Raw genomic sequence first — 25127 nt, 5'->3', positions numbered from 1 at the left:
GAGACGAACGACATGACGGACATCTTCGACCTCACCGACCGCATCATCCTCGTCACCGGCGGCCTCGGCCAGATCGGCTCGGCCTTCGTCCGCGAGCTGCACGGGCGCGGTGCCCGGGTGGCCGTGGCATCGCGCACCGTCGACGCCGCGCGCCTGCAGGAGACGTTCCCCGAGATCGCCGACAGCCCGCGCCTCCTCGGCGTCTCCGTGGACATCGTCTCGAAGGACAGCGTCGAGGCCGGCCTCGATGCGATCGTCGATGCGTGGGGTGCGGCGCCGGACGGCGTGATCAACAACGCGGGACTGGACACCCAGCCGAGCGCGCCGCCCGAGGTCTCCGGCCCGTTCGAGGACTTCCCCCTCGACGTGTTCCGGGAGGTGGTCGACGTGAACCTCGTCGGCACCTTCCTCGTGACGCAGGCGGCCGGTGCCCGGATGCGCGCCGTCGGAAAGCCGGGCTCGATCATCAACGTCGGCTCGATCTACGGGATGGTGTCCCCGGTGCAGGACATCTACGCCTACAAGGAGGAGCAGACCGGGGTGCCGTTCGTGAAGCCGGTGGCGTACTCAGCGGCGAAGTCGGGGCTCTACAACCTCACGCGCTACTGCGCGACGTACTGGGGGCGGCAGGGGATCCGAGTCAACACCCTCACTCCGTCCGGCGTCGGCCGAGACACGCAGGACGCGACCTTCCGGCAGAACTACACGGCGCGCATCCCGATCGGGCGGATGGCGGAGGCGACCGACTTCAACGGTGCCGCGGTCTTCCTGCTCTCCGATGCCTCGCGCTATATGACCGGAGCCAACCTCGTCGTGGACGGGGGGTGGACGGCATGGTGACCACCGCGGCGGACCTCGGGGTGTTGATGGCGGCGATCGCCACCCCCTACGACGCGGAGGGGGCGGTCGACACCGGGCTGCTCTCGACGCTCATCGGGGACTACGTGGCGCGCGGGGTCGAGGGGATCTACTGCTGCGGGTCGTCGGGGGAGGGCCTCCTCCTGTCGGCGGACGAGCGGACCGCGATGGTGGAGACCGCGGTGAGCGCCGCGGAAGGGCGGATACCCGTCGTCGCCCACGTCGGCGCGCTGTCCACGAGGGAGGCGATCGAGCTCGCGCGACGGGCTCAGCAGGCCGGCGCATCCGCACTCTCGATGATCCCGCCGATCTACTACTCGTTCGGCATCGAGGCCGTCCTCGACCATTACCGCGCGGTGCTGGACGCCGTGGATCTCCCGCTCATCGTCTACAACATCCCGCAGTTCACCGGGACGGAGTTCACGGTCGAGACAGCCGGCGAGCTCCTGGACGACGATCGGGTGATCGGACTCAAGCAGACCGCGCACAACATGTACGCCCTGGAGCGCATGAAGACGGCCTTCCCCGACAAGGCCTACATCAACGGCTTCGACGAGGTGTTCGTGCCGGCGCTCGCCGCCGGCGCCCGCGGGACCATCGGCACGACCGTCGGGCTGCAGGTCGAGCTCTTCCAGGCGGCGCGTCGCCTCCTCGACGTCGGCGACCTGGCCGGAGCGCAGCGGGTGCAGAGCCGGATCAACCATGTCATCGCCGAGCTGGTCGCGATCGACGTCTTCCCTGCGGCGAAGTACCTCTCCGGTCGCAGCGCGGGTGGCGCCGGAGCACTGGGCGACTGCCGTCGTCCGTTCCGACCGCTCTCGGACGCGGCTCGGGCCCGGCTGGATGCTCTCGGGGTGACTCTCGATCGATTCCTCGCGGAGGTCTGAGGGCTGAAACCGGTTACAGTGGGTGCCCATGGCCACGATCTACGACGTCGCGCGGCGGGCCGGCGTCTCGCCGGCCACGGTCTCACGCGTCTTCAACGGCACGAGCGTGTCGGAGGAGAAGGCGGCGGCCGTGCGGGCGGCGGCGGAGGAGCTCCGATTCACGCCGAACCGGACGGCGCGCACGTTGCGGACCCAGAGCTCCGAGGTCATCGCCCTGGTGATCCCGGACATCGAGAACCCGTACTTCACCGAGATGGCGCGTGGGGTGGAGGACGCGGCGTCCGAGGCGGGGTACTCCGTCGTACTCTGCAACTCCGACGCCCAGGTCGAGAAGGAGGCGACGTACCTCCGGATCGCGATCGCCGAGAACATGTCGGGGGTGATCATCGCGACAGCGGATGAGCACTCGGATCTCGCGCCGGTGCGGGCGACGGGGCGGCCCGTGGTCGCCGTGGACCGTCGCACGGCCGCCGACATCGACGGCGTGGTGATGGCCAACCGGGAGGCGGGAGCCGCAGCGACGCAGAGCCTGCTCGACGCCGGGTATCGCCGCATCGCGTACATCGGGGGGCCCGCGCACATCGACACCGCGGCCGAGCGGGCGGAAGGTTGGCGGGGAGCCCTCTCGGCGATGGATCCCCATCATGAGCTGTCCTCGCTCCAGCGCTTCGCCACGTTCCGGGTCGACGGCGGGCGTGCGGCCATGGAGGAGCTCCTCGCGCTGCCGGAGCCGCCGGACGCGGTCGTCGCCGGGAACAACCTCATCGGCGTCGGCGCGATCCAGGTCCTCACGGAGCGCGGCCTCACCCCTCCGGAACTCGGTGTCGCGGTGATCGGATCGCTGCCCTTCACGACGCTGTCTCCCTCCGCTGTGACCGTCGTGCGGTTGCCGGCGCGGCACATGGGCGTGACGGCGGCGCGGATGCTGCTCGAACGGATCAGGGGAGACGTGCAGCCGGCTCGGACGGTCGTCCTCTCCGGCGAGGTGCAGCGCGCGACCGCACGCGCCTGACCGCAGGTCGCTACTGCGAGCGCCAGAACCGCGCTGCGAGGTTCGTCATCTCCTTGTCGAGATCGTCGACCTTCACCTCCAATCGGTCGAGGCGGTGATCGAGACCGTCGAGTCGTGCGGTCATCTCGCCACGGAGCCCGATCATCTCGCCACGCAGCCCGATCATCGCTCCCTGCAGCGCACCCATCGCCGCGCGCAGCGCTCCGATCTCGCTCATCATCACTCCGTGCAGCGCTGCCAGCGCCGCGTGCAGCCCACCGGTTTCGTTCGTCATCTCGATGCGGAGGCTGCCGATCTCGGTGGTCATCTCGGTGCGGAGGGTGCCGATCTCGGTGGTCATTTCGGTGCGGAGGGTGCCGATCTCGCCGGTCATTTCGGTGCGGAGGCCGTTGATCTCGCCGGTCATGTCGGTGCGGAGGATGCCGATCTCGGTGGTCATGTCGGTGCGGAGGGTGCCGATCTCGGTGGTCATGTCTGTGCGGAGGGTGCCGATCTCGGTGCGTAGTCGTGTGGTCTCGGTGGTCATGTCGGTGCGGAGGCCGGCGATCTCGGTGGTCATCTCGGTGCGGAGGCCGGCGATCTCGGTGGTCATGTCTGTGCGGAGGCCGGCGATCTCGGTGGTCATCTCGGTGCGGAGCCTGCCGGTCTCGCCGGTCATCTCTCCCCGCAGCCCGCCGATCTCCGCACGGAGCACGCGACCGAACTGCGTCGTCATGAGGGTCATGCCGCCGAGCATCGTCGTCACGAAGATGCCGATCAGCGTCCATACCTGCGGGCCGTCCAAGGGCATGCCTCCAGTCTCGATCGGAGGGGTCAGGATGTCACGGTATTCCGGTGCTGAACCGGCGTTTTCCCAGTCAGGAGCGGGGATGGTGGAATCTTCGGAGATCGGCCAACGCGGTGCAGGAGCGGTCACCTCCTTGCGCCCTGAAATCGATTTCGCGTAGCCTGGGTCCAGGTCAGCACGGCCCGTCGGTATCGAAGGAGAGACCATGCGCTGCACCCTCGGGGTGGACATCGGCACGTCCAGCAGCAAGGGCGTCCTCGTGGACCCCGCCGGCACGATCCTCGCGACTGCGACCCGCGCGCACGACGTCTCCCGTCCGCAGTCCGGATGGGTCGAGATGGACGGCCGGATCTGGTGGGACGAGTTCGTCGAGCTGGCCACGGACCTTCTCTCCGCGGTCCCCGACGCGGACGTCGTGGGGGTCGGAGTGAGCGGCATGGGCCCGTGCATCCTGCTCGCCGACGAGGACGACGAGCCCGTGCGCCCCGCGATCCTCTACGGCGTGGACACCCGTTCCACCGCGCAGATCGAGCGCATGACGGCGGAGCTCGGCGTCGAGGAGATCACCCGCGTGGGCGGCTCGACCCTCACGTCGCAGGCCGGCGGGCCCAAGATCGCCTGGGTCGCCGAGGAGGAACCGGAGGCCTGGCAGCGCGCGCGGCGGCTCTACATGCCCGCCTCCTGGTTGGCTCGTAAGCTCACCGGTGCCTACGTCCTCGACCACCAGTCCGCCAGCCAGGTCTCGCCGTTGTACGACATCGAGGGCGCGCAGTGGCACGAACCGTGGTGGCAGCGGTTCGCCGGGACGATCGAGCAGCCGCCGCTGCGCTGGGCGGGGGAGATCGCGGGCACCGTGACCGCCGCTGCGGCGGCCCTGACCGGCCTGCCCGAGGGAACGCCGGTCATCACCGGCACGATCGACGCGTGGACCGAGGCGGTGAGTATCGGCGCCCATGAGGTCGGCGACCTCATGCTGATGTACGGCACGACGATGTTCCTCGTGGCGACGGGCGAGCAGACCCTCCGCACGCCTTCGATGTGGACCACGGCCGGCGCGTTCGAAGGAACGCGCAACCTCGCCGGTGGCCTTTCCACGTCCGGAGCGCTCACCGCGTGGCTGAGAGGCCTCTCGGGCGCCGACTACCCGGCGCTGCTGGCCGAGGCGGAGGAGTCGGGGCCCGGCGCGAACGGCCTGCTGATGCTGCCGTACTTCGCCGGCGAGCGCACCCCGATCCAGGATCCGGATGCCCGCGGGGTCATCGCCGGGCTCACCCTCCGGCACACCCGAGGAGACCTCTACCGCGCCGCGCTCGAAGCCACAGCGCTGGGCGTGCGGCACAACGTCGAGACGATGCGCGCCGCAGGCGCCGACATCCGCCGCATCGTGGCGGTCGGCGGGGGCACGCAAGGGCGGCTCTGGCTGCAGATCGTCTCCGACATCACCGGGCTCGTGCAGGAGGTGCCGCAGACGACGATCGGCGCGAGCTACGGGGCCGCCTTCCTCGCGGCGACGGCCACGGCCGCCGAGGATGCCGCGCCCGCCATCGCCGACTGGAACCCCATCGCCGACACCGTCCGTCCGGACGAGGCGCTGCGCCCCTTCGCCGACGCCCTCTTCGACCGTTACGTGCGGCTGTACGACGGCTCGAAGGACGTCGTCCATGAACTCGCCGCCGCCCAGCGCGACGGCTCCCCGACCACCTCGACCCCGGAGAACTCATGACCGCTTACACCCTGCCCACCCCGGCGCCCCGTCCTGCCACGGCGCCGAAGACCGCCTACCTGATCGCGTCCGGCGATCTCCGTGAGTCGGCCAACACGGCCGGCTGGCCCACCCAGGTCGAGCTCGAAGCCGGGGTCACCGGCGTGCTGAATGACCTCGGCTGGACGGTCATCCGCGCCAACGAGGTCGACCCGGAGACCGGTCACGGGTTCATCTCCAGCCAGCGCATGGGTCTCGAGGTCTTCAAGAACATCCCCGTCGACGCACCGCTCATCGTCGCCGAGGCCGTCTGGCAGTACTCGCACCACGTGCTCGCGGGCCTCCGCACGCACGAGGGTCCGATCCTCACGGTGGCGAACTTCGCGGGCGACTGGCCCGGCCTCGTCGGCCTCCTCGGCCTCAACGCGGGCCTGACGAAGATGGACAAGCCGTACGCGACGATCTGGTCGGTCGACTTCACCGACGACTGGTTCCGCGAGGGCATCCGGGAGTGGACCGAGACCGGCGCCATCACCCACGATGCCTCCCACGTGCGTCCGCTCCCCGCGCTGCCCGACAGCCCGGAGAAGCAGCTCGGCGAGGCCCTGGCCGCGGAACTGCGCGCTGAGAAGGCCATCATCGGCGTCTTCGACGAGGGCTGCATGGGAATGTACAACGCCATCTTCGACGACGAGCTCCTCAACCAGACCGGCATCTACAAGGAGCGCCTGTCGCAGTCGGCGCTCTACGCGGAGATGCTGAACGTGACCGACGAGGAGGCCGACGCCGCGTACGACTGGCTGATCGAGCGGGGGATGACGTTCCGCTACGGCGAGGACGCCGCGACCGAGCTCACCCGTGAGCAGGTGCAGTGGCAGCTGAAGATGTACATCGCCGCGCTCCGCATCGCGGACGACTTCGGGCTCGACGCGGTCGGCATCCAGTACCAGCAGGGGTTGAAGGACCTCGTTCCGGCCTCGGACCTGGCGGAGGGGATCCTCAACTCCACCGAGCGCCCGCCGGTGACCTCGCGCGACGGCTCCCGCGTGCTGCACGAGGGGCGCGCGTTCCCGCACTTCAACGAGGCCGACGAGGGCGTCGCCGTCGATGCGCTCGTGACCGACCGCGTCTGGCGCGCGATGGGGCTCGTTCCCGACAACACTCTCCACGACGTCCGCTGGGGCGAGGACCACGACGGGCAGTTCGTGTGGGTGTACGAGATCTCCGGCTCGGTGCCGGCCTCCCACCTCGGCGGCTGGCAGAACGCGGAGGGCTGGCGCCAGGGGCACGTGTTCTTCCCTGCGGGCGGCGCCACGATCAACGGCGTCTCGAAGCCCGGCGAGGTCGTGCTCTCGCGGGTTTTCATCGCCGAGGGGGTCCTGCAGGCGGACATCTTCCGGGCGTCGGTCGTCGAGCTGCCGGCGGAGGAGACGCAGCGCCGGAAGGACGCCACGAACCCGGAGTGGCCGATCGCCCACGTGGTGCTGCACGGCATCTCGCGCGATCAGTTCATGGCACGGCACAAGGCGAACCACGCGCAGCTCGTCTACGCCCCCGACGCCGAGACCGCGGACAAGGCGCTGATCGCGAAGGCCGCGATGTTCGACGGCATGGGCATCAAGGTCAACCTCGTCGGCGACGTGTCGATCTGAGGCCGCGGCTCGTCACTGCGAGCGCCAGAACCGCGTCGCGAGGTTCGTGAGCTCCCTGTCGAGATCGTCGACCTTCGTCTCGATGCGTCCGAGCCGGGCGTCGAGGCCGTCGATCCGTGCGGAGAGGGTGTCGTCGATGCGATCGATCCGTGCGGAGAGCGTGCCGTCGATGCGGTCCACCTCCGCACGGATCACGCGGCTGAGCTGCGACGTCATGAGTGTCATGCCGCCGAGCATCACGGCGGCGAAGACGCCGATCAGTGTCCATACCTGCGGGTCGTCCACGGTCATGCGTCCAGCCTGAGTCCGGGGTCTCAGGCTGTCACGGTATTCCGCAGGGGCAGGGCCGCGAACACGGGACCTGTGGACGGGAGAAGCGGTACCGGGGTCGGTGCAGGAGCAGCCCTCAGGGGGAGGGGCGGAGGTCGCTCGGCGGGCCGCTCAGCGCGCGCAGGGCGTAGAGGATCGTCGCGAGGTCGACGAGCTCCTGCACCAGTGCGCCGACGACCGCGGGGATGACGCCGGTCATTGCCACGACCATCAGTCCCACGCTCAGACCGATCCCGATCCAGATCGCGGTGAGGGCCACGCGGAGGGTGTGCCGTCCGATCGCGACGGCGTCGACGACCTTGGCGAGCGAATCCACGAGGATGACGACGTCGGCGGCGTCCCCGGCGGCCGTCGCCCCCTTCGCGCCCATCGCGATGCCGATGTCGGCCGCCGCCAGCACCGGCGCGTCGTTGACACCGTCGCCGACCATCAGCACGGGCCGTGGCTGCATCTCGGCGGCCAGACGCACCTTCTCGGGAGGCAGCAGCTCGGCGTGGATCTCGTCGATCCCGACCTGCCGTCCGATCGACTCCGCCGTGGTGGCCACATCCCCGGTCAACATCGCGAGCCTGTCGACCTCGTGCGTCCGCATCCAGGAGACCACGGCGGGCGCCTCCGGGCGGGCGGCGTCGGCGAGCACGAGGGCCCCTGCGAACCGACCGTCCACGGCGACGTACGCGGCGGCCTGTCCCGGTGCGAGCTCCACCCGCACGGTGTCGGGGGCGAGGGAGGCCACGTAGGCCGGCTTGCCGACGACGACCGAACGGCCGCCGATCGTCGCGGACACCCCGTTCGTCGCGGTCTCGCTCGCCTCCGTCGCCGCGTGCAGGGCCAGGCCCCGTGCGGCGGCGGCGCGACGGATGCCGTCGGCGAGCACGTGCGACGAGTACTGCTCGGCGGAGGCGGCGAGTCGCAGGATCTCATCCGCATCGAAACCGCGGGACGGTCGCACGTCGACCAGCTCCGGCCTCCCCTGGGTGAGCGTCCCTGTCTTGTCGAACGCGGCCGAGCGCACCCGGGCGATCTGCTCGATGACCGCGCCGCTCTTCATGATGACGCCCGACTTCGCCGCCCGGGAGAGCCCGCCGAGGAAGGCCACCGGGGCGGCGATCAGCAGCGGGCAGGGCGTCGCCAGCACGAGCACCTCGGCGAACCGAGTCGCGTCGCCGGAGAGTGCCCACGCCGTCCCCGCGAGCACGAGCGCGACGGCGGTGAACGGAATCGCGAACCGGTCGGCGAGACGCACGATGGGAGCGTGGGAGGACTCGGCCTCGGCGACCAGGGCGACGATCTGCTGATACTGACTGTCGGCGCCGGTGCGGAGGGCGCGGAGGCGGATGGCCCGGCTGCCGTTGATCGCGCCCGACAGCACCTCGTCGCCCGCACCGCGCGTCACGGGCAGACTTTCGCCCGTGAGCGACGATTCGTCGAACGACGCGCGGTCCGTGAGCAGTTCACCGTCCACGGGGATGATCTCCGCCGGGCGCACGAGAAGCACGTCGCCCACGGCCACATCGTCGACCGGCACCTCCCTCGCCGCGTCCGAGTCCGCGTCCTCGGGATGCGTCAGCACATGGGCGCTGCGGGGCGAGCGATCCAGCAGTGCGGAGAGGTCGCGCTTCGCCCGGCGGCCCGCGAAGTCCTCCAGCGCCTCGCCGCCGGAGAGCATCAGGACGATGATGAGCGCCGCGATGTATTCGCCCACCGCGAGCGTCGCGACCATGGCGACGACGGCGAGGATGTCGAGTCCGACGTGGCCGCGGAGCACGTCGCGCACCATCCCGACGAGCGTCCAGACCACCACCGCAGCCACGAAGATCGTCGCGATCCACCGGCCGATGGTCTCCTCCCCGGCGGCGTGCAGCCCTCCGACCACGGCGAAGACGATGACCGTCAGGGTGATGACGGGGTACCGCCAGAGGAGTCGGAGGGCGCGCATGCGTCCAGCATCGTCGGAATCGGTGCGCACCGCCAGCATCCCCTTCCGACACCTGTGCTTAAGCGATATAGTCGGCCGCGAGTCGCGACGTCGCGGCCCGATCTCGACAACGACGCCGAAGGAGAAGACACCGTCATGAGTTCCTCACCCGCACGATCGTCCCGCCTGAGAAGAGGCGTTGCGGCAGCAGTGGCGATCGCTGCCGCCGGAGCCGCCGCCCTCGCCGCCTCGACGGCGGCCGTCGCCGATGCGGATGCCGCCGACCCGCAGCTCGCCGTCTACGTCGAGGTCAACTCGAACGATTTAGCGAATGTCGCGGACTACACGCTCGCCGAGTCGGGCCGCCCCGCCGTCGATCTGGCCATGATCTTCGCCGCGAACATCAACTATGACGGGGAGCGGGCGGTCCTCCACCTCAACGAGCGGGTCACCGAGACGCTGCAGGACGCGCAGAACCAGATCCGCCCGCTGCAGGCCCAGGGCACCAAGGTCCTCCTGTCGGTGCTCGGAAACCACCAGGGTGCCGGCTTCGCGAACTTCACCTCGTACGCGGAAGCCGACGCCTTCGCCGCGCAGCTCGCCGACACCGTCACCACCTACGGCCTGGACGGCGTCGATTTCGACGACGAGTGGAGCAACTACGGGGCGAACGGCACGCCGCAGCCGAACCCGCAGTCCTTCGGCTGGCTCGCCTCCGCGCTGCGCGATCGCCTGGGACCGGACAAGCTCATCACGTTGTATGCGATCGGCCCGTCCTACACGACCACGGACTTCGGCCTCTTCGACGCCGGCAGCGTGCTCGATCACGCGTGGAACCCGTACTACCCGACCTACGACGCTCCCACCGTGCCGGGCCTGGACGACCGCGGCCGGCTCGGCGCCGCGGCGATCGACCTCGCGAACACCAGCGCCACGACGGCCGCCGACTTCGCCCAGCGCACGGTGGCGGACGGGTACGGCGTCTACGTCGCGTACAACCTCACCGCGACGGATCAGTCGGCCTACCTCTCCGGCATCACCCAGGCGCTGAAGGGGGAGGCGACTCTGTACCGCGCAGCGTCGCGGTGAGTCAGCCCAGGTCGAAGAGCTCGACCTGACGAAGCGTGACCTCGACCGTCGCCCGCACGCGGATGGCCGGGGTCACGACCGGCATCTCCAGAGTGAACGGCGTCGTCCGGTCGGGAGCCAGGTCTTCGCGGTGTCTGGTGGCGAGGGGATGCCAGGCTCCATCGGCACCCTCCCTCTCCCAGCGCAGCGCATCGGCCGCCGTGGGCCCGAGGCTCGTGACGGTGATGTCGGTGAGGCCGCGGGGTGAGGGGAATCGCCAGCCCACCCACGAGCCTTCCGGCAGCCGGACGCCCGCGTCGCCCTGCGGATCGCCGTCGTCGAACAGCCGTGGCGCATCGAGGACATCCGCGGAGGCGACGATCTCTCCCGCGTCGGCGGTGAGGTGGCACCGCCACGGCTCGGCGTCGAGTGCGTCCTCACCGCTCTCGAGCGCCCGCGCCGGGTCCGTGCCGAACACCAGGTCGAGCACCGCGTCCCCCCGAAGCGCGTCGATCGGCAGATCGGCGGTGGGGAGAGGGCGTCCGTCCAGCCGGGCGTCCTCCAATACGTGCGCGGCGGGGGAGCTCCGTCGCGAGCGGATGCGCAGCGACGAGCCGTCTCCGCGTGCGACCCGGATGTCGTCGGACAGCGGGGACCCGATCCGCAGAGTCCCCGCCGCGAGTTCCAGGGGATAGAGGCCGAGCGCGGCCCAGAGCCACCAGGCGCTCATCTCTCCGTTGTCCTCGTCGCCGGGGAACCCCTGGCCGATGTGGGCACCGGCGAAGAGGCGGCGCGCGAGGCCGTGCACGAGGCCCGCGCTGTGCCACGGCCGGTCCGTGAAGGCGTACATGAAGGGGATGTGGTGCGCCGGCTGATTCGACAGCGCGCACATGCCCGACCGCTGGGCGCGGGCTTCGCGCTGCTCGTGGATGACGGTGCCGTACGCACCGCCGAAGCGCTCGTCGGCGGTCTCGGGCTCGGCGAAGAGGGCGTCGAGGTGCCGACCGAGTCCCGCAGGGCCGCCGTGGAGCGCCGCGAGGCCCGGCCCGTCGTGCACCGTGCCCACGGACATCCCCCACGCGTTCGTCTCGACGTTGTCGCCGCCCCAGACGCGAGGATCGAAATCCGGTGCGAAGGACCCGTCCGCCGTGCGACCGCGGAAGAATCCGGAGGCAGGATCGAACAGGGCGCGCGCCGCGCGGGAGCGGTTCGCGAAGTACCGCGCAAAGGCCCGGTAGCGCGCGGCGCCGTCCGCCGCCGTCGACGCCGCGAGCTGGGCGGCGAACCGGCCGAGGGCGGCATCGCTCACGGCGTTCTCGATGCTCCAGCTCATCCCCTCCGGCACGTCGGACGGGATGAAGCCGAGGAAGCGACCACGGCCGATGCCCTTGCGACCCCGTCGCGGATCCGGGCCCGGCTCGCACGCGTCGCGCCACCCGCTCTCGAACGCCGTCTCGCGGTCGAAGGGCACCTCCCAACGCGCGGCGTCGGCGAAGATCTGGTCGCTGGAGGTCCCGACCATGCTGTCCACATACCCGGGGGCGCTCCACCGCGCCATCCAGCCGCCGCGGCGATACTGCATGAGCTGTCCGTCCAGCAGGCGTCCGGCCAGCGCGGGGTCGAGGAGCGCGAGCGCGGGCCACTCGGTGCGGTACGTGTCCCAATAGCCGTTGTTGACGACGAGCTCGCCCTCCGCGACCGGCGCCCCCGTGGCCGACTCGCCGAAGGCGGTCCGCGGGGCGAACACGTCGGCGAAACGCCACGCCGGTGCCTCCGCGGTGCCCGTGTTCTCCGCCGCCGTATTCGGATACAGATGCATACGGTGGAGCGCGGCGGCGATCCGGGCGCGCTGCTCCTCGTCGGCCAGGCCGCGGAACGGGCGCTCGGCCTCGGGGAGCGGGGGGATCGTCACGCGCCCGAGCAGGCGGTTCCACGCGGCGGCCGCGCGGGCGCGGAGCTCGTCGAACGGGACGGCGGGAGGTGCCTCGAGGGCGAGGCTGTGCCGGGCCTGCGCGACGGAGAGGAACGAGACCCCGACCCGCACCTCGACGGCGCCCACGGCGCGAACGAAGCCGGCGACCCGGGGACGCGCGTCGTCCTCCAGCGCGCGATGCGCGACGTCCGACGCGCTATGCACGGTCCCGGCGAAGTAGCAGCGTGGCGCGTTCCCCCAGTCCTCGGTGCCCTCGGGGATCCACCCCTCGAAGCCGGTGTCGGTGAAGGTGAGCAGCCCCTCGTTCGTGAGCTGATCGATCACGAAACCCACGGCGGCGCGCGAATCATCGCACCGCACGCGGAAGGCCGCGGTGTGCGAGGTCGCGGTCATCTCGACATGCACGCCGTCGCCGAGGTCGGCGGTGTACTCGTGCGGGCGGGCGCGTTCGCTTCCCTCGACGATCCAGCGGCGTCGATCCTCCCTGGCCGACCGTGCTGTGCCGAGGAAGGGCATGAGCTGAAGAACCGCGCGATCGCCGATCCACGGGCTGGGCTGGTGCGAGAACTGCAGGGCTTCGAGACGCCGCCCCTGCGGATCGTCGTGCACGAACGGACGGTAGGGCCAGCGTGCGTCCGCGGCGTCGGTCGCCGGCGTGACGAAGGTGAACCCGTGCGGCATGGCGACCGCCGGGACCGTGTTCCCGCGGGAGAAGCGGGGGCCGGAATGGGAGCCGCGCCGGGTGTCGACCCGCTCGACGGGTGGGAGGTCGCCGGGGGCCGGGCGCTCCTCGACGAGGACCTGCACGAAACCGGTGACCTCCGCGGGCAGCTCCGGCGCTGCCGGGAGAGCGGCGGTGCCGAGGACGAGCTCGACCGTGCCGGCACCGGGGCCGAGCGGCGCGAGCGCCACGCTGTCGGCGTTCCACTGCTCCGGCATGCTCCACCGGGCGGCGAACTGCCCCTCGGCCGTGAGCGGGAAGTCGTACCGGTCGCGGACGGCGGCGCTGTCGCTCAGCCGGCTGCCGTCGGCGGTCCGCACGTCGACGGTGACCGCGAGCGCGGCCCAGGGGGCGAGGGTCGCGGCGGGGCCGTCGGCGTAGAACGCCCAGTGCAGCACGGTGTCCGGGGTGAGGGCGATGCCGTCGAGGCCGGGGACGTCGATCCGCTGCGCCCCGCGGGAGGGGTCGAACGTGTAGGCGAAAACGGGGCCGGGGAGAACCCCGGCGCGAGGGCGCGACGACGGGGGATCCGCGGGACCGGAGGCCGGGCGGAGCAGCGGCGCGCTCACCCCTTCAGCGCACCCTCCTGCACGCCCTTGAAGAAGAAGCGCTGCGTGAACGAGAACATGATGACGATCGGCACGAGCGCGATCATGGTGCCGGCGGCGATGAGTCGCGGATCGACCGAGAAGCTGCTGTTGAGGTAGGCCATGCCGACGGTCAGGGTGTACTTGGCCGGGTCGGAGAGCACGATGAGCGGCCAGAGGTAGTCGTCCCACGCGCCGATGAAGGCGAAGATCGCCACGACCGAGACCATGCCGCGGATGTTCGGCCACACGATGTGCCGGATGCGCTGCCACGTGGTCGCACCGTCGACGGTGGCCGCGTCGAGCACGTCCTTCGGGATCATCCGGCACGCGGTGGCGACGAGCAGCACGTTCATGGCGCTGATCGCTCCGGGCAGGAACACGCCCCACAGGGTGTCGGCGAGCCCGAGAGCGCGGATGGTGAGGAAGTTGCTCGTCACCGTGACCTCGCCCGGGAACAGCAGCGTGGACAGCAGGATGCCCATGACGACCCACTTGCCGCGGAAGCGCATGCAGCCCAGGGCGTAGCCGGCGAACGTGGCCAGGATCACGTTGCTGAGCACGGTGCCGAGCGATACGAGCAGCGAGTGCCAGGCGTAGAGGTAGACGGGGACGATGTCGGCGACCCTCGTGTAGTTCTGCAGCGTCGGATCGCGGGGGATGAGCTCGGGTGGGAAGGAGTAGATGTTCTCCTGGGGGCCCTTGAACGACGTGGAGAGCTGCCAGACGAAGGGGCCGATGACGAGGAAGAGGACGAACAGCAGCAGCGCATATCGGCCGATGAGTCCGCCGAGCGTGGGCTTGCTGAAGTCGCCGGAGCCGCGGCGGCGGAAGATGCGCTCGCGACCGGGCCGCGGGGCCTCCTCCGCAGGCGGGGTGCTCTCCACCGGGGGCGTCGTCAGAGTCGTCATGCGGAGACCTTCGCCTTCTTCTCGCGGTTCATGAACGCGATCGCCGCGAGCGGCACGAGCGTGAGGAGGAACAGCGCCACGCTGATCGCGGACGCGTAGCCGATGTTGCCGTTCAGGCCCGACCCCACCTGGCGGATGAGCATCACGAGCGACATGTCGTAGCCGCCGGGGCCGCCCGTGCTCTTGGAGAGCACGTCGAGCTCGGCGAACACCCGCATGGCGGACACCGCGATGAGCACGGCGATGAGGAGCATCGCCCCGCGCACCGACGGGATCGTGACGGAGAGGAAGCGGCGGAACGAGCTCGCACCGTCGAGCATCGCGGCCTCGTGCAGCTCCTTGCCCACGTTCCCCAGGGCGGCGAGGTACACCACCATGTAGTAGCCCAGGCCCTTCCACACGGTCAGCAGGATCGCGCAGCCGAGCAGCAGCCAGCGGTCGACGAGGAAGGCCATCGGCTGGTCGATGAGGCCGAGGAACTCCAGGGTCTGGTTGATGATGCCCCGGCTGTCGAACAGCCAGGTCCAGATGAGCGCGACCACGACGACCGACGCGATCACGGGGAAGTAGAACGTGGTGCGGAAGAACGAGATGCCGGGGAGCTTCTTCTGCACGAGGAGGGCGAGGAGCAGCGGGAGGACCGTGAGCAGCGGCACGCACACGACCACGTAGATGAGGCAGGTGGTCAGCGCGTTCCAGAACATCTCGTCGCCGAACATGCGCTCGTAGTTGGCGCCGCCGACGAACTCGGGGGTCCGCAGGGGGCGAGCATCCGTGAAGCTGAGGACGACGGTGTTGAGGAACGGCCAGAGCGCGAACACCAGCACCCAGATCACGGCGGGGGCGAGGAGCAGCCACGGGGTGAACCACTTGTGGGATCTCATCGTCGACCTCCGCTGCCGGGTGCCGGTGTCCGCGCGCATGGTCACTGGTCCACGCGGTTCGCGTTGGCGTACTCGACGATCTTGTCGAGCTGCGTCTTGGCGTCGGCCTCGCCGTTCACGGCCAGGGCGATCTGCTGGGTCATGTAGGTGGCCATGTCCGAGGTCCACTGGAACGGCAGGGCCTTGGCGTCCTTCATCGCGCCGAACACGGTGTCGATCGCCGCGAGCTGCTTCTCGTCGGTGACCGAGGAGGCGATGTTCTCGACGACCTGGTCGCCGCCGTCGGCCGTGCCGGGGGCGGTGCCGACCGCGAGGGAGGAGAATGCGACCTGGTTCTCCTCGTTCGTGGCGAACTCGGCGAACGCGAGAGCCGCTTCCTTGTTGTCGGAGTCGGCGGAGACGTTGAGGCCCTGCACGTAGAGCGGGGCGACGCCGAGGCGCGGGGTGGCGACGGTGTTCTCCAGGAGCGCCGGGGCGTCCTTCTGCAGATCGGTCGTGAACCCGGTGCCGCCGGTGGTGAAGGCGACCTTCTCCTGGATGTAGGCCTCCGCGTTCCCGCCGTAGTCGCCGGTGAGTGCCTCCGCGGGCATCGCGCCCGCGGCGTAGGCGTCCGCGTACTGCTCGATGATCGCGGCCGCCTCGTCGGTGTTGAAGTCGAACTCGCCCTCGTCGTTGATGACCTCCATGCCGGCGGCGGTGAAGGTATCCAGCGCAGGGATCGAGGAGAGGAGCTGGACCTTGCCGCCGGACTCCGTGGCGACGTCCTTCGCGAGCGTGAGCAGCTCGTCGACCGTCGTCGGCAGGTTCTCCTCGGTGACGCCGTACGGGGCGAGCTGGGCGAGGTTCCACCAGGACGCGTCGCTGGAGAGGTACCACGGCAGGCCGTACGTGCCCTCGACGCCGGGGTACTGGCTGTAGGCGTCCCAGGCGCCGGCGTTGTACGTCGACTTCAGGTCGGGATCCGCGGTGTCCAGGTCGACGAGCTTCCCGGCGGCGACGAGCGGGTAGGCGATGTCCGGCGGCAGGTTCAGCACGTCGGGGAGGGTGTCGGCGTTCGCCTGGCTCAGGATCTTCTCCTGGTAGCCGTCGCCGGGCTGGTCGAGCCACTCGACGGTCACGTCCGGATGCTCCTCCTCGAAGGCCGCGATGAGGTCTTCGAAGTAGGGGGTGAACTTCTCGTTCTTCAGCGACCAGGTCTGGAACTGGATGGTTCCGCTGAGCTCGCCGGAGGTGTCGATGGGGCCGGCGCCGTCCGAGGCGGCACCGCCTCCGGTGCAGCTCACGAGCGCCAGGGCGCCGATCGTGAAGGTTGCCAGAGCGACAATGCGTGCGGGAACTTTCATCGTGCTTCTTCCTCGAGGCGGGCGATTCGGCGTGGTCCGACGAAGGGACTACAGCGCTTTAGCAGATGAAACCATCGGATCCGGTCGGTGTCAAGGTGGGCGCTATCGACGCTGTTGCTCAAGCGTTATAGTGGTGCGACATGTCCTCGTGGGAGGGCACTGTCCGAAAGGTGCACACATGACGCAGCGCGGCGCTCTCGACGCTCCTCTCCGTTTCGGGGCGAACTACACGCCGTCGAAGGACTGGATGCACTCCTGGCTCGACTTCACGCCGGACGACGTGCGTCGCGACTTCGCGGCCCTCGCCGCGCTCGGCCTCGACCATGTGCGGGTGTTCCCGCTCTGGACCGTCCTGCAGCCCAACCGCACCCTCATCCGCTCGAAGGCGATCGACGACGTGCGCACCATGGTCGACATCGCCGCCGAGTTCGGGATGGACGTGAGCGTCGACGTCATCCAGGGGCACCTGTCGAGCTTCGACTTCGTCCCTTCGTGGCTGTACACCTGGCACGACCGGAACATGTTCACCGATCCGACGGCCCTCGACGGTCAGGTGCAGCTCGTGGAGCAGCTCGCGGGCGCCCTGCGGGACGCACCGAACTTCCTCGGCCTCACTCTCGGGAACGAGACGAACCAGTTCTCCGCGCACACCCACCCCTCGCCGTGGCCCGTCACGACCGACGAGGCCGGCGGCTGGATCGAGGCGCTGCTCGCCGCGGCGGAACGGGGTGCCCCCGGGCTGCCGCACGTGCACAGCGAATACGACGCGGTCTGGTACATGGACGATCACGGGTTCACGCCGGCGCATGCCTCCCGCCTCGGCGCGATGACGACGGTCCACTCCTGGATCTTCAACGGCACGGCGCAGCGCTACGGAGGTCGCTCGATCGCCGCCGACCGCCACGCGGAGTACCTCATCGAGCTCTCCCGCGCGTTCGCGACCGATCCCGCCCGTCCGATCTGGCTACAGGAGGTCGGCGCCCCCTCGAACTGCCTCGACGAGAGCGAGATGCCCGGCTTCCTCGAGGCCACCGTGCGTTCGGCCCTCCGCACCGAGAACCTCTGGGGCGTGACGTGGTGGTGCTCGCACGACGTGAGTCGGGAGCTCGCCGACTTCCCGGAGCTCGAGTACTCCCTGGGGCTCATCGATCAGGAAGGCGCGGCGAAGCCCCTCGGCCGCCGGTTCGCGGAACTCATCCCCGAGCTGCGCACCCGCACCGCGGCGCCGGCCCGCCCGACGGCGATCGTGGTGGACGTCGACGAGCAGGAGGTGCCGGTGAGCCGGGCGGCCCTGAGCCCGGGCGGTGCGGTCTTCCAGGCCTGGGTCGACACCTGCGCCGCGGGCGAAGACCCCGCCCTGGTGACCTCCCGCACCGCGCAGGACCCCGCGGCGCTGGAGTCGCGCGGCATCCGCCGTCTCATCCACCCCGCCCCGTCCGCGTCCGACGTCACCCGCTACGCCTCCGTCAACACCGTCGTCTGACGCCGAGACCGCGGGTTGTCGTCGAGACCCCGGGGTACGCGCGGCGGTAGCCCGGGGTATGGGCGGGGAGGCGGGGCCTCAGCGGGGCGGTGGCGCGGTGCTCTCGCGGGCGGTGAGCACGGGGGTCGGGCCCTGGACGCTCGGCAGCGTGGTGCCGGCCTCGATCTGCTGCAGCAGGAGCGTGGCCGCCTGCTCGCCGAGCTCGAACGTGTCGCGGGTCATGGCGGTGATCGACGGGTTGATGAGGCCCGCGATGACGGAGTCGTCGAACGACGCGAGTGAGACGTCGCGCGGAACCGCCCGGCCCATCTCCTGCGCCACCCGGAGGCCGGCGACGGCCATCACATCGTTGTCGTAGACGATCGCGGTCGGGCGCTGCCGGCCGGAGAGCTGCGCGCGGGTGACCGCGGAGGCGCGGGCGGGGGAGAAGTCGGTCGTGATGACCTCGCCGGAGACGCCGTCCGCCGCCATCCGCTCGAGCACCTCGGCGCGCAGGCGGGTGTGCTCCAGCTCCGCCGGGCCCGCGACGTAGGCGATACGGGTGTGGCCCAGGGCGGCGAGGTAGGAGAAGAGCGTCTCCGCGACGGCGTCGTCGCCGATCCAGACGCTGGGCACCGCGCCGTCCGGGGACGGCTTCGAGCCGATCATCACAGCGCGGGCGTCCAGGGCCATGATGCGCTCGCCGCGGGGGTCGTCGTCGCGCGGGTCGATGAGGATGATCCCGTCGACCTGATTCGACGACCGCCACTGCCGATGCACCTCCATCTCCTCGTCGATGTCGGCGACGAGGCGGAGCTGCAGCCCGACCTTGCTCTCGGAGAGCCGGGACTCGATGCCGGCGATGAGGTCGGTGAAGAAGGCCTCGGAGCCGAGGGAGCGTGCCGGGCGGGCGAGGGCGAACCCGACCGCGTTGGCCCGGGCGCCGACGAGGGCGCGGGCAGCGGAGCTCGGCTGCCAGTGGTGCTCTTCGATGATGGAGAGGATGCGCTGCCGCGTCTCCTCGCTCACACCGGGACGACCGTTGAGGGCGAACGAGACGGCGCCGGGGGAGACACCGGCCATGCGCGCGATGTCCGCGATCGTCACGCGTTTCCCCGGGGCCATAGGCATCACCCTACTTGATCGGTTTAGCCTCTCGTAAGCACGGGAACGGTACCGTAGACTCCCGTGCTAGATCGTTTTAGTAAACGGCGAGCATCGAACCCCTTCCCTCACCGTCGAGCCCGGAGAACCCCCACATGCATGACGACACCTCGCTCACCGTCGGCCGCGTCAAGCGGGTCCTCGAAGAGCGCATCCGCCCGGCGATCCACTCGGCCGCGGTTCCCCTCGTGGTCGAGGCGCACCAGCTCCCCGGCGAGCCGATAGCCCCCGCGGAGGGCCTGGCGCTCCCGTTCGCCCCGGCCGCGGTCGGCGAGCTGTGGGGTCCGGCCTGGGGCACCACCTGGTTCAAGCTCACCGGTCGGGTGCCCGCGGAATGGGCCGGCCGCCGGGTCGAGGCGCTCATCGACCTGGGCTTCGACGTGAACATGACGGGGTTCCAGTGCGAGGCCCTCGCCTACCGCCCCGACGGCACGCCGATCAAGAGCATCAACCCGCGCAACCAGTGGGTCCCGATCGCCGAGAGCGCCGCGGGTGACGAGGCCGTCGAGCTCTACCTGGAGGGCGCGTCCAACCCCGTCCTCCTCGACTACCACCCCTTCCTGCCGACGCAGGAGGGCGACATCCTCACCTCCTCGAAGGAGCCGCTGTACCGGCTGCGGCGCCTCGACCTCGCAGTGTTCGAGCCCGAGGTGTTCGATCTGTCCCTCGACCTCGAGGTGCTGTTCGAGCTGCAGGCCGAGCTCCCCGCCACGTCGCCGCGCCGCATGCGCATACTGCAGGCGCTGGACGACGCGCTCGACGTGCTCGACCTGCAGCACATCGTGGAGACCGCCGGTGACGCGCGGGCCCGGCTCGCCGACGTCCTCGCCGCTCCGGCCGAAGCGAGTGCGCACCGGATCTCGGCCGTCGGCCACGCGCATATCGACTCCGCCTGGCTGTGGCCGGTGCGCGAGACGATCCGCAAGGTCGCCCGCACGACCTCGTCCATGACCACGCTCATCGAGGAGCAGCCCGACTTCCAGTACGGCATGTCCAGTGCGCAGCAGTACGCCTGGATCAAGGAGCACCGCCCAGAGGTGTGGGAGCGGGTCAAGGCCGCCGTCGCCGCCGGACGTTTCCTGCCCCTCGGCGGCATGTGGGTCGAGTCCGACACCGTCATGCCGACGGGCGAGTCGCTCGTGCGGCAGTTCTCGCACGGGCAGCGGTTCTTCGAGCGCGAGTTCGGCATCCGGTCGAAGGGCGTGTGGCTGCCGGACAGCTTCGGCTATTCGCCGGCCCTCCCGCAGCTCATGCGCCGTGCCGGGTTCGAGTGGTTCTTCACGCAGAAGATCTCCTGGAATCAGCAGAACGTGTTCCCGCACCACTCCTTCCTCTGGGAGGGCATCGACGGCTCGCAGGTGTTCACGCACTTCCCGTCGATGGACACCTACAACTCGCAGCTCAGCGGCATGGAGGTCGCGAAGGCCTCTCGTCAGTTCAAGGAGAACCGCCTCAGCTCGCGGTCGATCGCCCCTGTCGGCTGGGGTGATGGCGGCGGCGGCACGACGCGCGAGATGACGGGCAAGGCCGAGCGGCTGCGCGACCTCGAGGGCAGCGCGCAGGTCGTGTGGGAGCACCCCGACGTGTTCTTCGACGCCGCCAAGGTCGAGCTGCCGAACCCCGCCGTGTGGGTCGGCGAGCTCTACCTCGAACTGCACCGCGGCACGCTCACGAGCCAGCACGCCACGAAGGCTCTGCACCGCTGGGCAGAGCACGCGCTGGTGGAGGCCGAGCTGTGGGCCGCGACCGACGCCGTGCGCACCGGCGCCGCGTACCCGCAGGCCGAGCTCGACCGGCTCTGGCAGGCCGTGCTGCTGCACGAGTTCCACGACATCCTGCCCGGCACGTCGATCGCGTGGGTGCACCGCGAGGCCGTCGCCGTGCTGTCGGACGTGCTGTCGGATGCGCGCGACATCGCCGACGCCGCGCGCCGGTCGCTCGCCGGCGAGGGCGACCGCGAGCTGCGGTTCGAGCCGACCTCGGTCGGTCGGGGGCGCGCGCTCGGCGCCTCGTGGGTCCCTGAGCCCGTCGAAGGGGCGGTCTCGCTCGTCGAGGACGCTTCGGCAGGCTCAGCGGTCCACCCGGGATGGCGCCTGGAGAACGAGCTCGTGTCCGTGCTCGTCTCGGGCGAGGGCGTGATCGTCTCGGCCGTCGACAAGGCCACAGGGCGGGAGACGGTCGCGCCAGGCACGGCCGCCAACCTGTTCCAGCTGCACCAGGACTTCCCGAACATGTGGGACGCGTGGGACATCGACCGGTACTACCGCAACAGCGTCGACGACCTCACCGCGGTCTCGTCGATCGAGGCATCGCTCGTGAACGGTGTCGCGCAGATCGTCGTCGTGCGTCCGTTCTCGGAGTCGACGATCACGCAGACGATCACACTCGCCGCGGGCTCGAGGACCGTGCACCTCCGCAACGAGGTCGACTGGCACGAGACCGAGAAGCTGCTCAAGCTCGCCTTCCCGCTCGACATCCAGGCGTCGCACACCGAAGCCGAGACGCAGTTCGGCTACCAGGCGCGCGTCACCCACACGAACACGAGCTGGGAGGCGGCGAAGTTCGAGACGTCGATGCACCGCTTCGTGCTGGTGCGCGAGCAGGACTTCGGCGCGGCCCTCGTGAACGACTCGATCTACGGGTACGACACGACGCGCGAGGTGGGCGAGGACGGGGTCACCACGACCGTGCGACTCTCCCTGCTGCGGGCGCCGCGGTTCCCCGACCCGGACACGGATCACGGGCTCCACGAGATCGAGGTCGGCTTCGTGATCGGCGCCGACGCCGCGATCGCCACGGTCGAGGGCATCCGCCTCAACAGCGTGCCCACGGTGATCCGCGGCACGCGCGAGGTCGAGCCGCTGGTGGAGGTGTCGGGTGAGGGGATCGTCGTCTCGGCCGTGAAGCTCGCCGACGACGGCTCCGGCGACGTCATCGTGCGGGTGTACGAGGCGCTCGGGCGTCGTGCGGTCGGCGAGCTGTCGGTCGGCTTCGACCACCGCGAGGTGCGCGAGGTGAGCCTGATCGAGGACGAGATCGAGGCCCCCCGTCTCGGGGGCGGGCTCCATCTCCGCCCCTTCGAGGTCCGCACCCTCCGCATCGCCCGCTGAGCCTCCGGCCTCCTCGCGCCCGGCGCTCCGTGCCGGATCAGAAACGCGCCTCCCCGCCCTTCGGGAGGCGCGTTTCTCATCCCGCCGGGCGGGATCGGTGCGCGTCCTCGACGGTGCGCATCGCAGCGACGCCGTCGACCAGCGCAGGCCGCTGATCGGGGGCGTCGCGGAAGAAGGAGACGACGGAGGCCACGGCTGCCGGGTCAGACCCTAGGTGATGCGCATCGAGGATCACGGGGGCGCGTCCGGCGATCGAGATCGCCAGCTTCGGCCCGTGTGGGCCGACAGGCGTGGTGGTGCCGATCTCCTCCCAGGAGGCATCGACCCGGGCAGATCTGCGGACTCCGTGCAGGCCCCTCTCGTCGAGTACGAGACCCAGCGGCTGGCCCTGCGCGAGGACTTCCCGGCCGAGGCCGACGAGCGAGACGACGGCGAGCACGTACGGGCCCCATTCGAGAAGCCGACCGCCCATCGTCGGAAGGTCCAGGGCCTGAACGAGGAAGGCCGCCGCTGCGGGAAGCAAACCCGTCAGGGGAACGAGCCATGAGGAGATGCGGACGCCCGTGGACGGCGTGAATCGCAGCGGGCCGCTTGCCTCGATTCGGATCAGGCGTTCGCGCAAGGACCGCACCCAGAACCAGAGTGCCACCGCGAGCATCCCGGCGTAGAGAGCGAGTGCGATCAGGATGAGGCGGAAGCCTGGACGGGTATCCATGATCGCCAGCAGCAGGGGCAGCAGAGGAAGGATGCCGACGAGCCCGAGCGCCGCAGACGGGAAGCGGCCGTTCGGGTGGACCGATCGTGAGCCGTCGACGATGCGCGGGGACCGCGCGACAGTGTTCATCGGTATCCGCTGTCAGGCGGGCGGGAGGCGGAGGACCTCGGGCGACTCGCCGCCGGTGAGGTCGTCGGCGATGCGGAGGCTGCGGGCCAGCTCGTCGAGCGCGCCGATGAGGGTCCCGAAGCGTTCGCGGTCGCTGCAGACGGCCGTCAGGGTCACCAGGTGCGTGCCGGTGTCCCAGGTGTAGGTCGCGAAGGGCGGGGCCGAGGGGGAGGGCGGCGTCGGGACCACGAGCTTCTCGCCCACGCCGAGCCGGGTCGGGAAGGAGGTCGTGTCGTCGTACTCCATCGGCATCGACGCGCGGGCGATCCGGATGTCGGGCGTGAGCGCCTGCACCGTCGCCATCGCCACGACGAGGTCCGGCTCCGCCTTCCAGGTCCACGCGAGGACCCGGCCGTCGGCCTTCTTCATGAGCATCGGCGCGGCCTGGCTCATCGCCCAGGCTCCGAACCGCGAGCCGGGGCGCTCCGTCGCGCCGACCGCGGCGTTCACCTGGCCGAGCAGCATCCGGATCGCGGCCTTGCGATGCCGGCGCCCCTTCCACCCGAGCGAGTCCGTCACGGGGATCCACAGCTGGGGGTCGGCGTCGGCGTGCAGTCGCATGGCTTCACGGTATCGGCCGAGGCTGAAGGATGCCGGTATGGCTCGGCGTCGCGGACAGGGCCCTCGGGTAGAGTTGCCACCGCCCGACCAGGGCTTCTCCTTGGCCGCCACCCCGTTAGGCATCTCTGTGACCTCCTCCGACGATCCGATCGATGCGTCGCGCGACGCCACCGCCGCACAGCCCCGTCCGCTGAAGATCCTCCTCGGCTGTGACACGTTCGCTCCCGACATCAACGGTGCCGCCCGCTTCGCCGAGCGTCTCGCCGCCGGGCTCGTGCAGCGCGGGCACGAGGTGCACGTCGTCGCCCCCAACCAGGCGTACCGCCGCACCGCGCCCCGCACCGAGGTGATCGAGGGGGAGCCGATGACGCTCCACCGCCTGCCCTCCGTGCGCTGGGCGCCGCACGACTGGCTGCGCTTCGTGTGGCCGTGGCGCTCCAAGCACTACGCACGGAAGGTGCTCGATGCCGTACAGCCCGACGTCGTGCACATCCAGTCCCACATCGTGATCGGGCGTGGACTCGCCCGCATCGCGAAGCAGCGCGGCATCCCGGTCATCGCGACGAACCACGTCATGGCCGAGAACATCCTCGACCACACGACCATGCCGAAGTTCGTCGACGACATGGTGCTCAAGTTCGCCTGGGCCGACGCGAAGCGCACCTTCGACCTGACGCGGGCGATCACCACGCCCACGCGTCGGGCCGCCGACTTCCTGGAGAAGACGGTCGAGGTGCGCGGCGTCATCCCGGTGAGCTGCGGCATCGACCGCTCCCAGTACACCCCGGTCATCGCCCCGCGCGAGGAGAACCGGCTCGTGTTCGTGGGCCGGCTGACGGCGGAGAAGCAGGTCGAGGTCATCCTCAAGGCGATGACGAAGCTCGACCCGGCGCTGAACACGACGTTCGACATCGTCGGCGGCGGAGACCAGCGCAAGCAGCTCGAGAGCCTGACGGCACAGCTCGGCCTGTCCGATCGAGTGACCTTCCACGGCCGGACCACCGACGAGGAGCTGCGGGCGCTGCTGTCCCGCGCGAGCCTCTTCGTCATCGCGTCGATCGCCGAGCTGCAGTCCATCGCGACGATGGAGGCCATGGCATCGGCGCTGCCGATCGTCGCCGCCGACGCCGTCGCCCTGCCCCACCTCGTACACGACGGCGAGAACGGCCACCTCTTCACGCCGGGAGACGTCGACGAGCTCGCCGCGAAGCTCACCGCTGTCCTGACCGCCTCCCCCGGCGAGTACGAGCGGATGCAGAAGGCGTCCCTCGACGGCGTGGCCATCCACGACATCAACCGCACGCTCGACACCTTCGAGGCGCTGTACCGCGACGAGCCGCTGCCCGAGTGACGC

General features: G+C 70.4%; 19 protein-coding genes. 9 read left to right on the top strand and 10 right to left on the bottom strand.

Going from position 1 to position 25127, the window contains the following annotated elements; translation table 11 throughout:
• Positions 1–12: 12 nt before the first annotated feature.
• From MICNX66_RS15605 to MICNX66_RS15595, 3 genes are read left to right on the top strand one after another with little or no spacing between them, the layout of a single operon-like run.
• On the top strand, positions 13–840 hold the full coding sequence (locus tag MICNX66_RS15605) for an SDR family oxidoreductase (RefSeq protein WP_187662633.1): 828 nt from the start codon (positions 13–15) through the stop codon (positions 838–840).
• Positions 834–1745 (top strand): dihydrodipicolinate synthase family protein, encoded by a 912-nt coding sequence (locus tag MICNX66_RS15600; RefSeq protein WP_187662632.1) that lies wholly within the window; start codon positions 834–836, stop codon positions 1743–1745. The genes MICNX66_RS15605 and MICNX66_RS15600 overlap by 7 nt, the downstream gene beginning before the upstream one ends.
• Before the next feature lie 28 nt (positions 1746–1773).
• A complete protein-coding gene (locus tag MICNX66_RS15595; RefSeq protein WP_187662631.1) occupies positions 1774–2757 on the top strand; it encodes a LacI family DNA-binding transcriptional regulator in 984 nt (327 codons plus the stop codon).
• A gap of 10 nt (positions 2758–2767) precedes the next feature.
• On the opposite strand, the gene MICNX66_RS15590 is transcribed toward MICNX66_RS15595, so the two are convergent.
• A complete protein-coding gene (locus MICNX66_RS15590; protein WP_187662630.1) occupies positions 2768–3751 on the bottom strand; it encodes a DUF1640 domain-containing protein in 984 nt (327 codons plus the stop codon).
• Between MICNX66_RS15590 and MICNX66_RS15585 the strand changes: the two genes are divergently transcribed.
• Both MICNX66_RS15585 and MICNX66_RS15580 read left to right on the top strand, forming a co-directional pair.
• Positions 3750–5267, top strand: coding sequence for an FGGY-family carbohydrate kinase (locus MICNX66_RS15585; RefSeq protein WP_187662629.1), 1518 nt, complete (start codon positions 3750–3752; stop codon positions 5265–5267). The two genes, MICNX66_RS15590 and MICNX66_RS15585, sit on opposite strands and share 2 nt — an antisense overlap.
• Positions 5264–6898, top strand: a complete 1635-nt coding sequence (locus tag MICNX66_RS15580) for a fucose isomerase (RefSeq protein WP_187662628.1) — start codon at positions 5264–5266, stop codon at positions 6896–6898. The genes MICNX66_RS15585 and MICNX66_RS15580 overlap by 4 nt, the downstream gene beginning before the upstream one ends.
• A gap of 12 nt (positions 6899–6910) precedes the next feature.
• Here the strand turns inward: MICNX66_RS15580 and MICNX66_RS15575 are convergent, their stop codons facing one another.
• Complete coding sequence (locus MICNX66_RS15575) at positions 6911–7189, bottom strand: hypothetical protein (protein ID WP_187662627.1); 279 nt, start codon at positions 7187–7189, stop codon at positions 6911–6913.
• Positions 7190–7304: 115 nt separating this feature from the next.
• Complete coding sequence (locus MICNX66_RS15570; RefSeq protein WP_187662626.1) at positions 7305–9167, bottom strand: heavy metal translocating P-type ATPase; 1863 nt, start codon at positions 9165–9167, stop codon at positions 7305–7307.
• A 189-nt stretch (positions 9168–9356) separates the two neighbouring features.
• Between MICNX66_RS15570 and MICNX66_RS15565 the strand changes: the two genes are divergently transcribed.
• The gene (locus tag MICNX66_RS15565) at positions 9357–10235 is read left to right on the top strand and encodes an endo-beta-N-acetylglucosaminidase H (protein WP_232089117.1); all 879 of its coding nucleotides are present in this window, start codon (positions 9357–9359) and stop codon (positions 10233–10235) included.
• A 1-nt stretch (position 10236) separates the two neighbouring features.
• Here the strand turns inward: MICNX66_RS15565 and MICNX66_RS15560 are convergent, their stop codons facing one another.
• The 4 genes from MICNX66_RS15560 to MICNX66_RS15545 are packed head-to-tail and all read right to left on the bottom strand — an operon-like array spanning position 10237 to position 16593.
• Complete coding sequence (locus MICNX66_RS15560; protein WP_187662625.1) at positions 10237–13437, bottom strand: GH92 family glycosyl hydrolase; 3201 nt, start codon at positions 13435–13437, stop codon at positions 10237–10239.
• On the bottom strand, positions 13434–14366 hold the full coding sequence (locus MICNX66_RS15555; protein ID WP_197971856.1) for a carbohydrate ABC transporter permease: 933 nt from the start codon (positions 14364–14366) through the stop codon (positions 13434–13436). Before MICNX66_RS15555 ends, MICNX66_RS15560 begins: the two co-directional genes overlap by 4 nt.
• Positions 14363–15250, bottom strand: a complete 888-nt coding sequence (locus MICNX66_RS15550; RefSeq protein WP_060922295.1) for a carbohydrate ABC transporter permease — start codon at positions 15248–15250, stop codon at positions 14363–14365. The genes MICNX66_RS15555 and MICNX66_RS15550 overlap by 4 nt, the downstream gene beginning before the upstream one ends.
• Before the next feature lie 41 nt (positions 15251–15291).
• On the bottom strand, positions 15292–16593 hold the full coding sequence (locus MICNX66_RS15545) for an ABC transporter substrate-binding protein (RefSeq protein WP_187662624.1): 1302 nt from the start codon (positions 16591–16593) through the stop codon (positions 15292–15294).
• Between the two features lie 178 nt (positions 16594–16771).
• On the opposite strand from MICNX66_RS15545, the gene MICNX66_RS15540 reads away from it, so the two are divergent.
• On the top strand, positions 16772–18076 hold the full coding sequence (locus tag MICNX66_RS15540) for a glycoside hydrolase 5 family protein (protein ID WP_187662623.1): 1305 nt from the start codon (positions 16772–16774) through the stop codon (positions 18074–18076).
• A gap of 78 nt (positions 18077–18154) precedes the next feature.
• Here the strand turns inward: MICNX66_RS15540 and MICNX66_RS15535 are convergent, their stop codons facing one another.
• Positions 18155–19180: a LacI family DNA-binding transcriptional regulator gene (locus MICNX66_RS15535; protein ID WP_187662622.1), complete on the bottom strand. Its 1026-nt coding sequence runs from the start codon at positions 19178–19180 to the stop codon at positions 18155–18157.
• 134 nt (positions 19181–19314) lie between these two features.
• On the opposite strand from MICNX66_RS15535, the gene MICNX66_RS15530 reads away from it, so the two are divergent.
• On the top strand, positions 19315–22329 hold the full coding sequence (locus MICNX66_RS15530) for an alpha-mannosidase (protein ID WP_187662621.1): 3015 nt from the start codon (positions 19315–19317) through the stop codon (positions 22327–22329).
• A gap of 76 nt (positions 22330–22405) precedes the next feature.
• On the opposite strand, the gene MICNX66_RS15525 is transcribed toward MICNX66_RS15530, so the two are convergent.
• Complete coding sequence (locus tag MICNX66_RS15525; RefSeq protein ID WP_187662620.1) at positions 22406–23173, bottom strand: hypothetical protein; 768 nt, start codon at positions 23171–23173, stop codon at positions 22406–22408.
• A 12-nt stretch (positions 23174–23185) separates the two neighbouring features.
• Positions 23186–23773 (bottom strand): hypothetical protein, encoded by a 588-nt coding sequence (locus tag MICNX66_RS15520; RefSeq protein ID WP_187662619.1) that lies wholly within the window; start codon positions 23771–23773, stop codon positions 23186–23188.
• 121 nt (positions 23774–23894) lie between these two features.
• On the opposite strand from MICNX66_RS15520, the gene MICNX66_RS15515 reads away from it, so the two are divergent.
• Complete coding sequence (locus MICNX66_RS15515) at positions 23895–25124, top strand: glycosyltransferase (RefSeq protein WP_232089256.1); 1230 nt, start codon at positions 23895–23897, stop codon at positions 25122–25124.
• Positions 25125–25127 lie beyond the last annotated feature (3 nt).

It is taken from the genome of Microbacterium sp. Nx66 (assembly GCF_904066215.1).
Classification (GTDB): Bacteria; Actinomycetota; Actinomycetes; order Actinomycetales; family Microbacteriaceae; genus Microbacterium; species Microbacterium meiriae.
This window is presented reverse-complemented; position numbering and strand designations above follow the sequence as displayed.

What these genes read in the sequence shown, in the direction of transcription:
- MICNX66_RS15605 (WP_187662633.1), top strand. Translation starts at nt 13, where the DNA reads ATGACGGACATCTTCGACCTCACCGACCGCATCATCCTCGTCACCGGC.
- MICNX66_RS15600 (WP_187662632.1), top strand. Translation starts at nt 834, where the DNA reads ATGGTGACCACCGCGGCGGACCTCGGGGTGTTGATGGCGGCGATCGCC.
- MICNX66_RS15595 (WP_187662631.1), top strand. Translation starts at nt 1,774, where the DNA reads ATGGCCACGATCTACGACGTCGCGCGGCGGGCCGGCGTCTCGCCGGCC.
- MICNX66_RS15585 (WP_187662629.1), top strand. Translation starts at nt 3,750, where the DNA reads ATGCGCTGCACCCTCGGGGTGGACATCGGCACGTCCAGCAGCAAGGGC.
- MICNX66_RS15590 (WP_187662630.1), bottom strand. Translation starts at nt 3,751, where the DNA reads ATGGTCTCTCCTTCGATACCGACGGGCCGTGCTGACCTGGACCCAGGC.
- MICNX66_RS15580 (WP_187662628.1), top strand. Translation starts at nt 5,264, where the DNA reads ATGACCGCTTACACCCTGCCCACCCCGGCGCCCCGTCCTGCCACGGCG.
- MICNX66_RS15575 (WP_187662627.1), bottom strand. Translation starts at nt 7,189, where the DNA reads ATGACCGTGGACGACCCGCAGGTATGGACACTGATCGGCGTCTTCGCC.
- MICNX66_RS15570 (WP_187662626.1), bottom strand. Translation starts at nt 9,167, where the DNA reads ATGCGCGCCCTCCGACTCCTCTGGCGGTACCCCGTCATCACCCTGACG.
- MICNX66_RS15555 (WP_197971856.1), bottom strand. Translation starts at nt 14,366, where the DNA reads ATGACGACTCTGACGACGCCCCCGGTGGAGAGCACCCCGCCTGCGGAG.
- MICNX66_RS15550 (WP_060922295.1), bottom strand. Translation starts at nt 15,250, where the DNA reads ATGAGATCCCACAAGTGGTTCACCCCGTGGCTGCTCCTCGCCCCCGCC.
- MICNX66_RS15545 (WP_187662624.1), bottom strand. Translation starts at nt 16,593, where the DNA reads ATGAAAGTTCCCGCACGCATTGTCGCTCTGGCAACCTTCACGATCGGC.
- MICNX66_RS15540 (WP_187662623.1), top strand. Translation starts at nt 16,772, where the DNA reads ATGACGCAGCGCGGCGCTCTCGACGCTCCTCTCCGTTTCGGGGCGAAC.
- MICNX66_RS15535 (WP_187662622.1), bottom strand. Translation starts at nt 19,180, where the DNA reads ATGGCCCCGGGGAAACGCGTGACGATCGCGGACATCGCGCGCATGGCC.
- MICNX66_RS15530 (WP_187662621.1), top strand. Translation starts at nt 19,315, where the DNA reads ATGCATGACGACACCTCGCTCACCGTCGGCCGCGTCAAGCGGGTCCTC.
- MICNX66_RS15525 (WP_187662620.1), bottom strand. Translation starts at nt 23,173, where the DNA reads ATGAACACTGTCGCGCGGTCCCCGCGCATCGTCGACGGCTCACGATCG.
- MICNX66_RS15520 (WP_187662619.1), bottom strand. Translation starts at nt 23,773, where the DNA reads ATGCGACTGCACGCCGACGCCGACCCCCAGCTGTGGATCCCCGTGACG.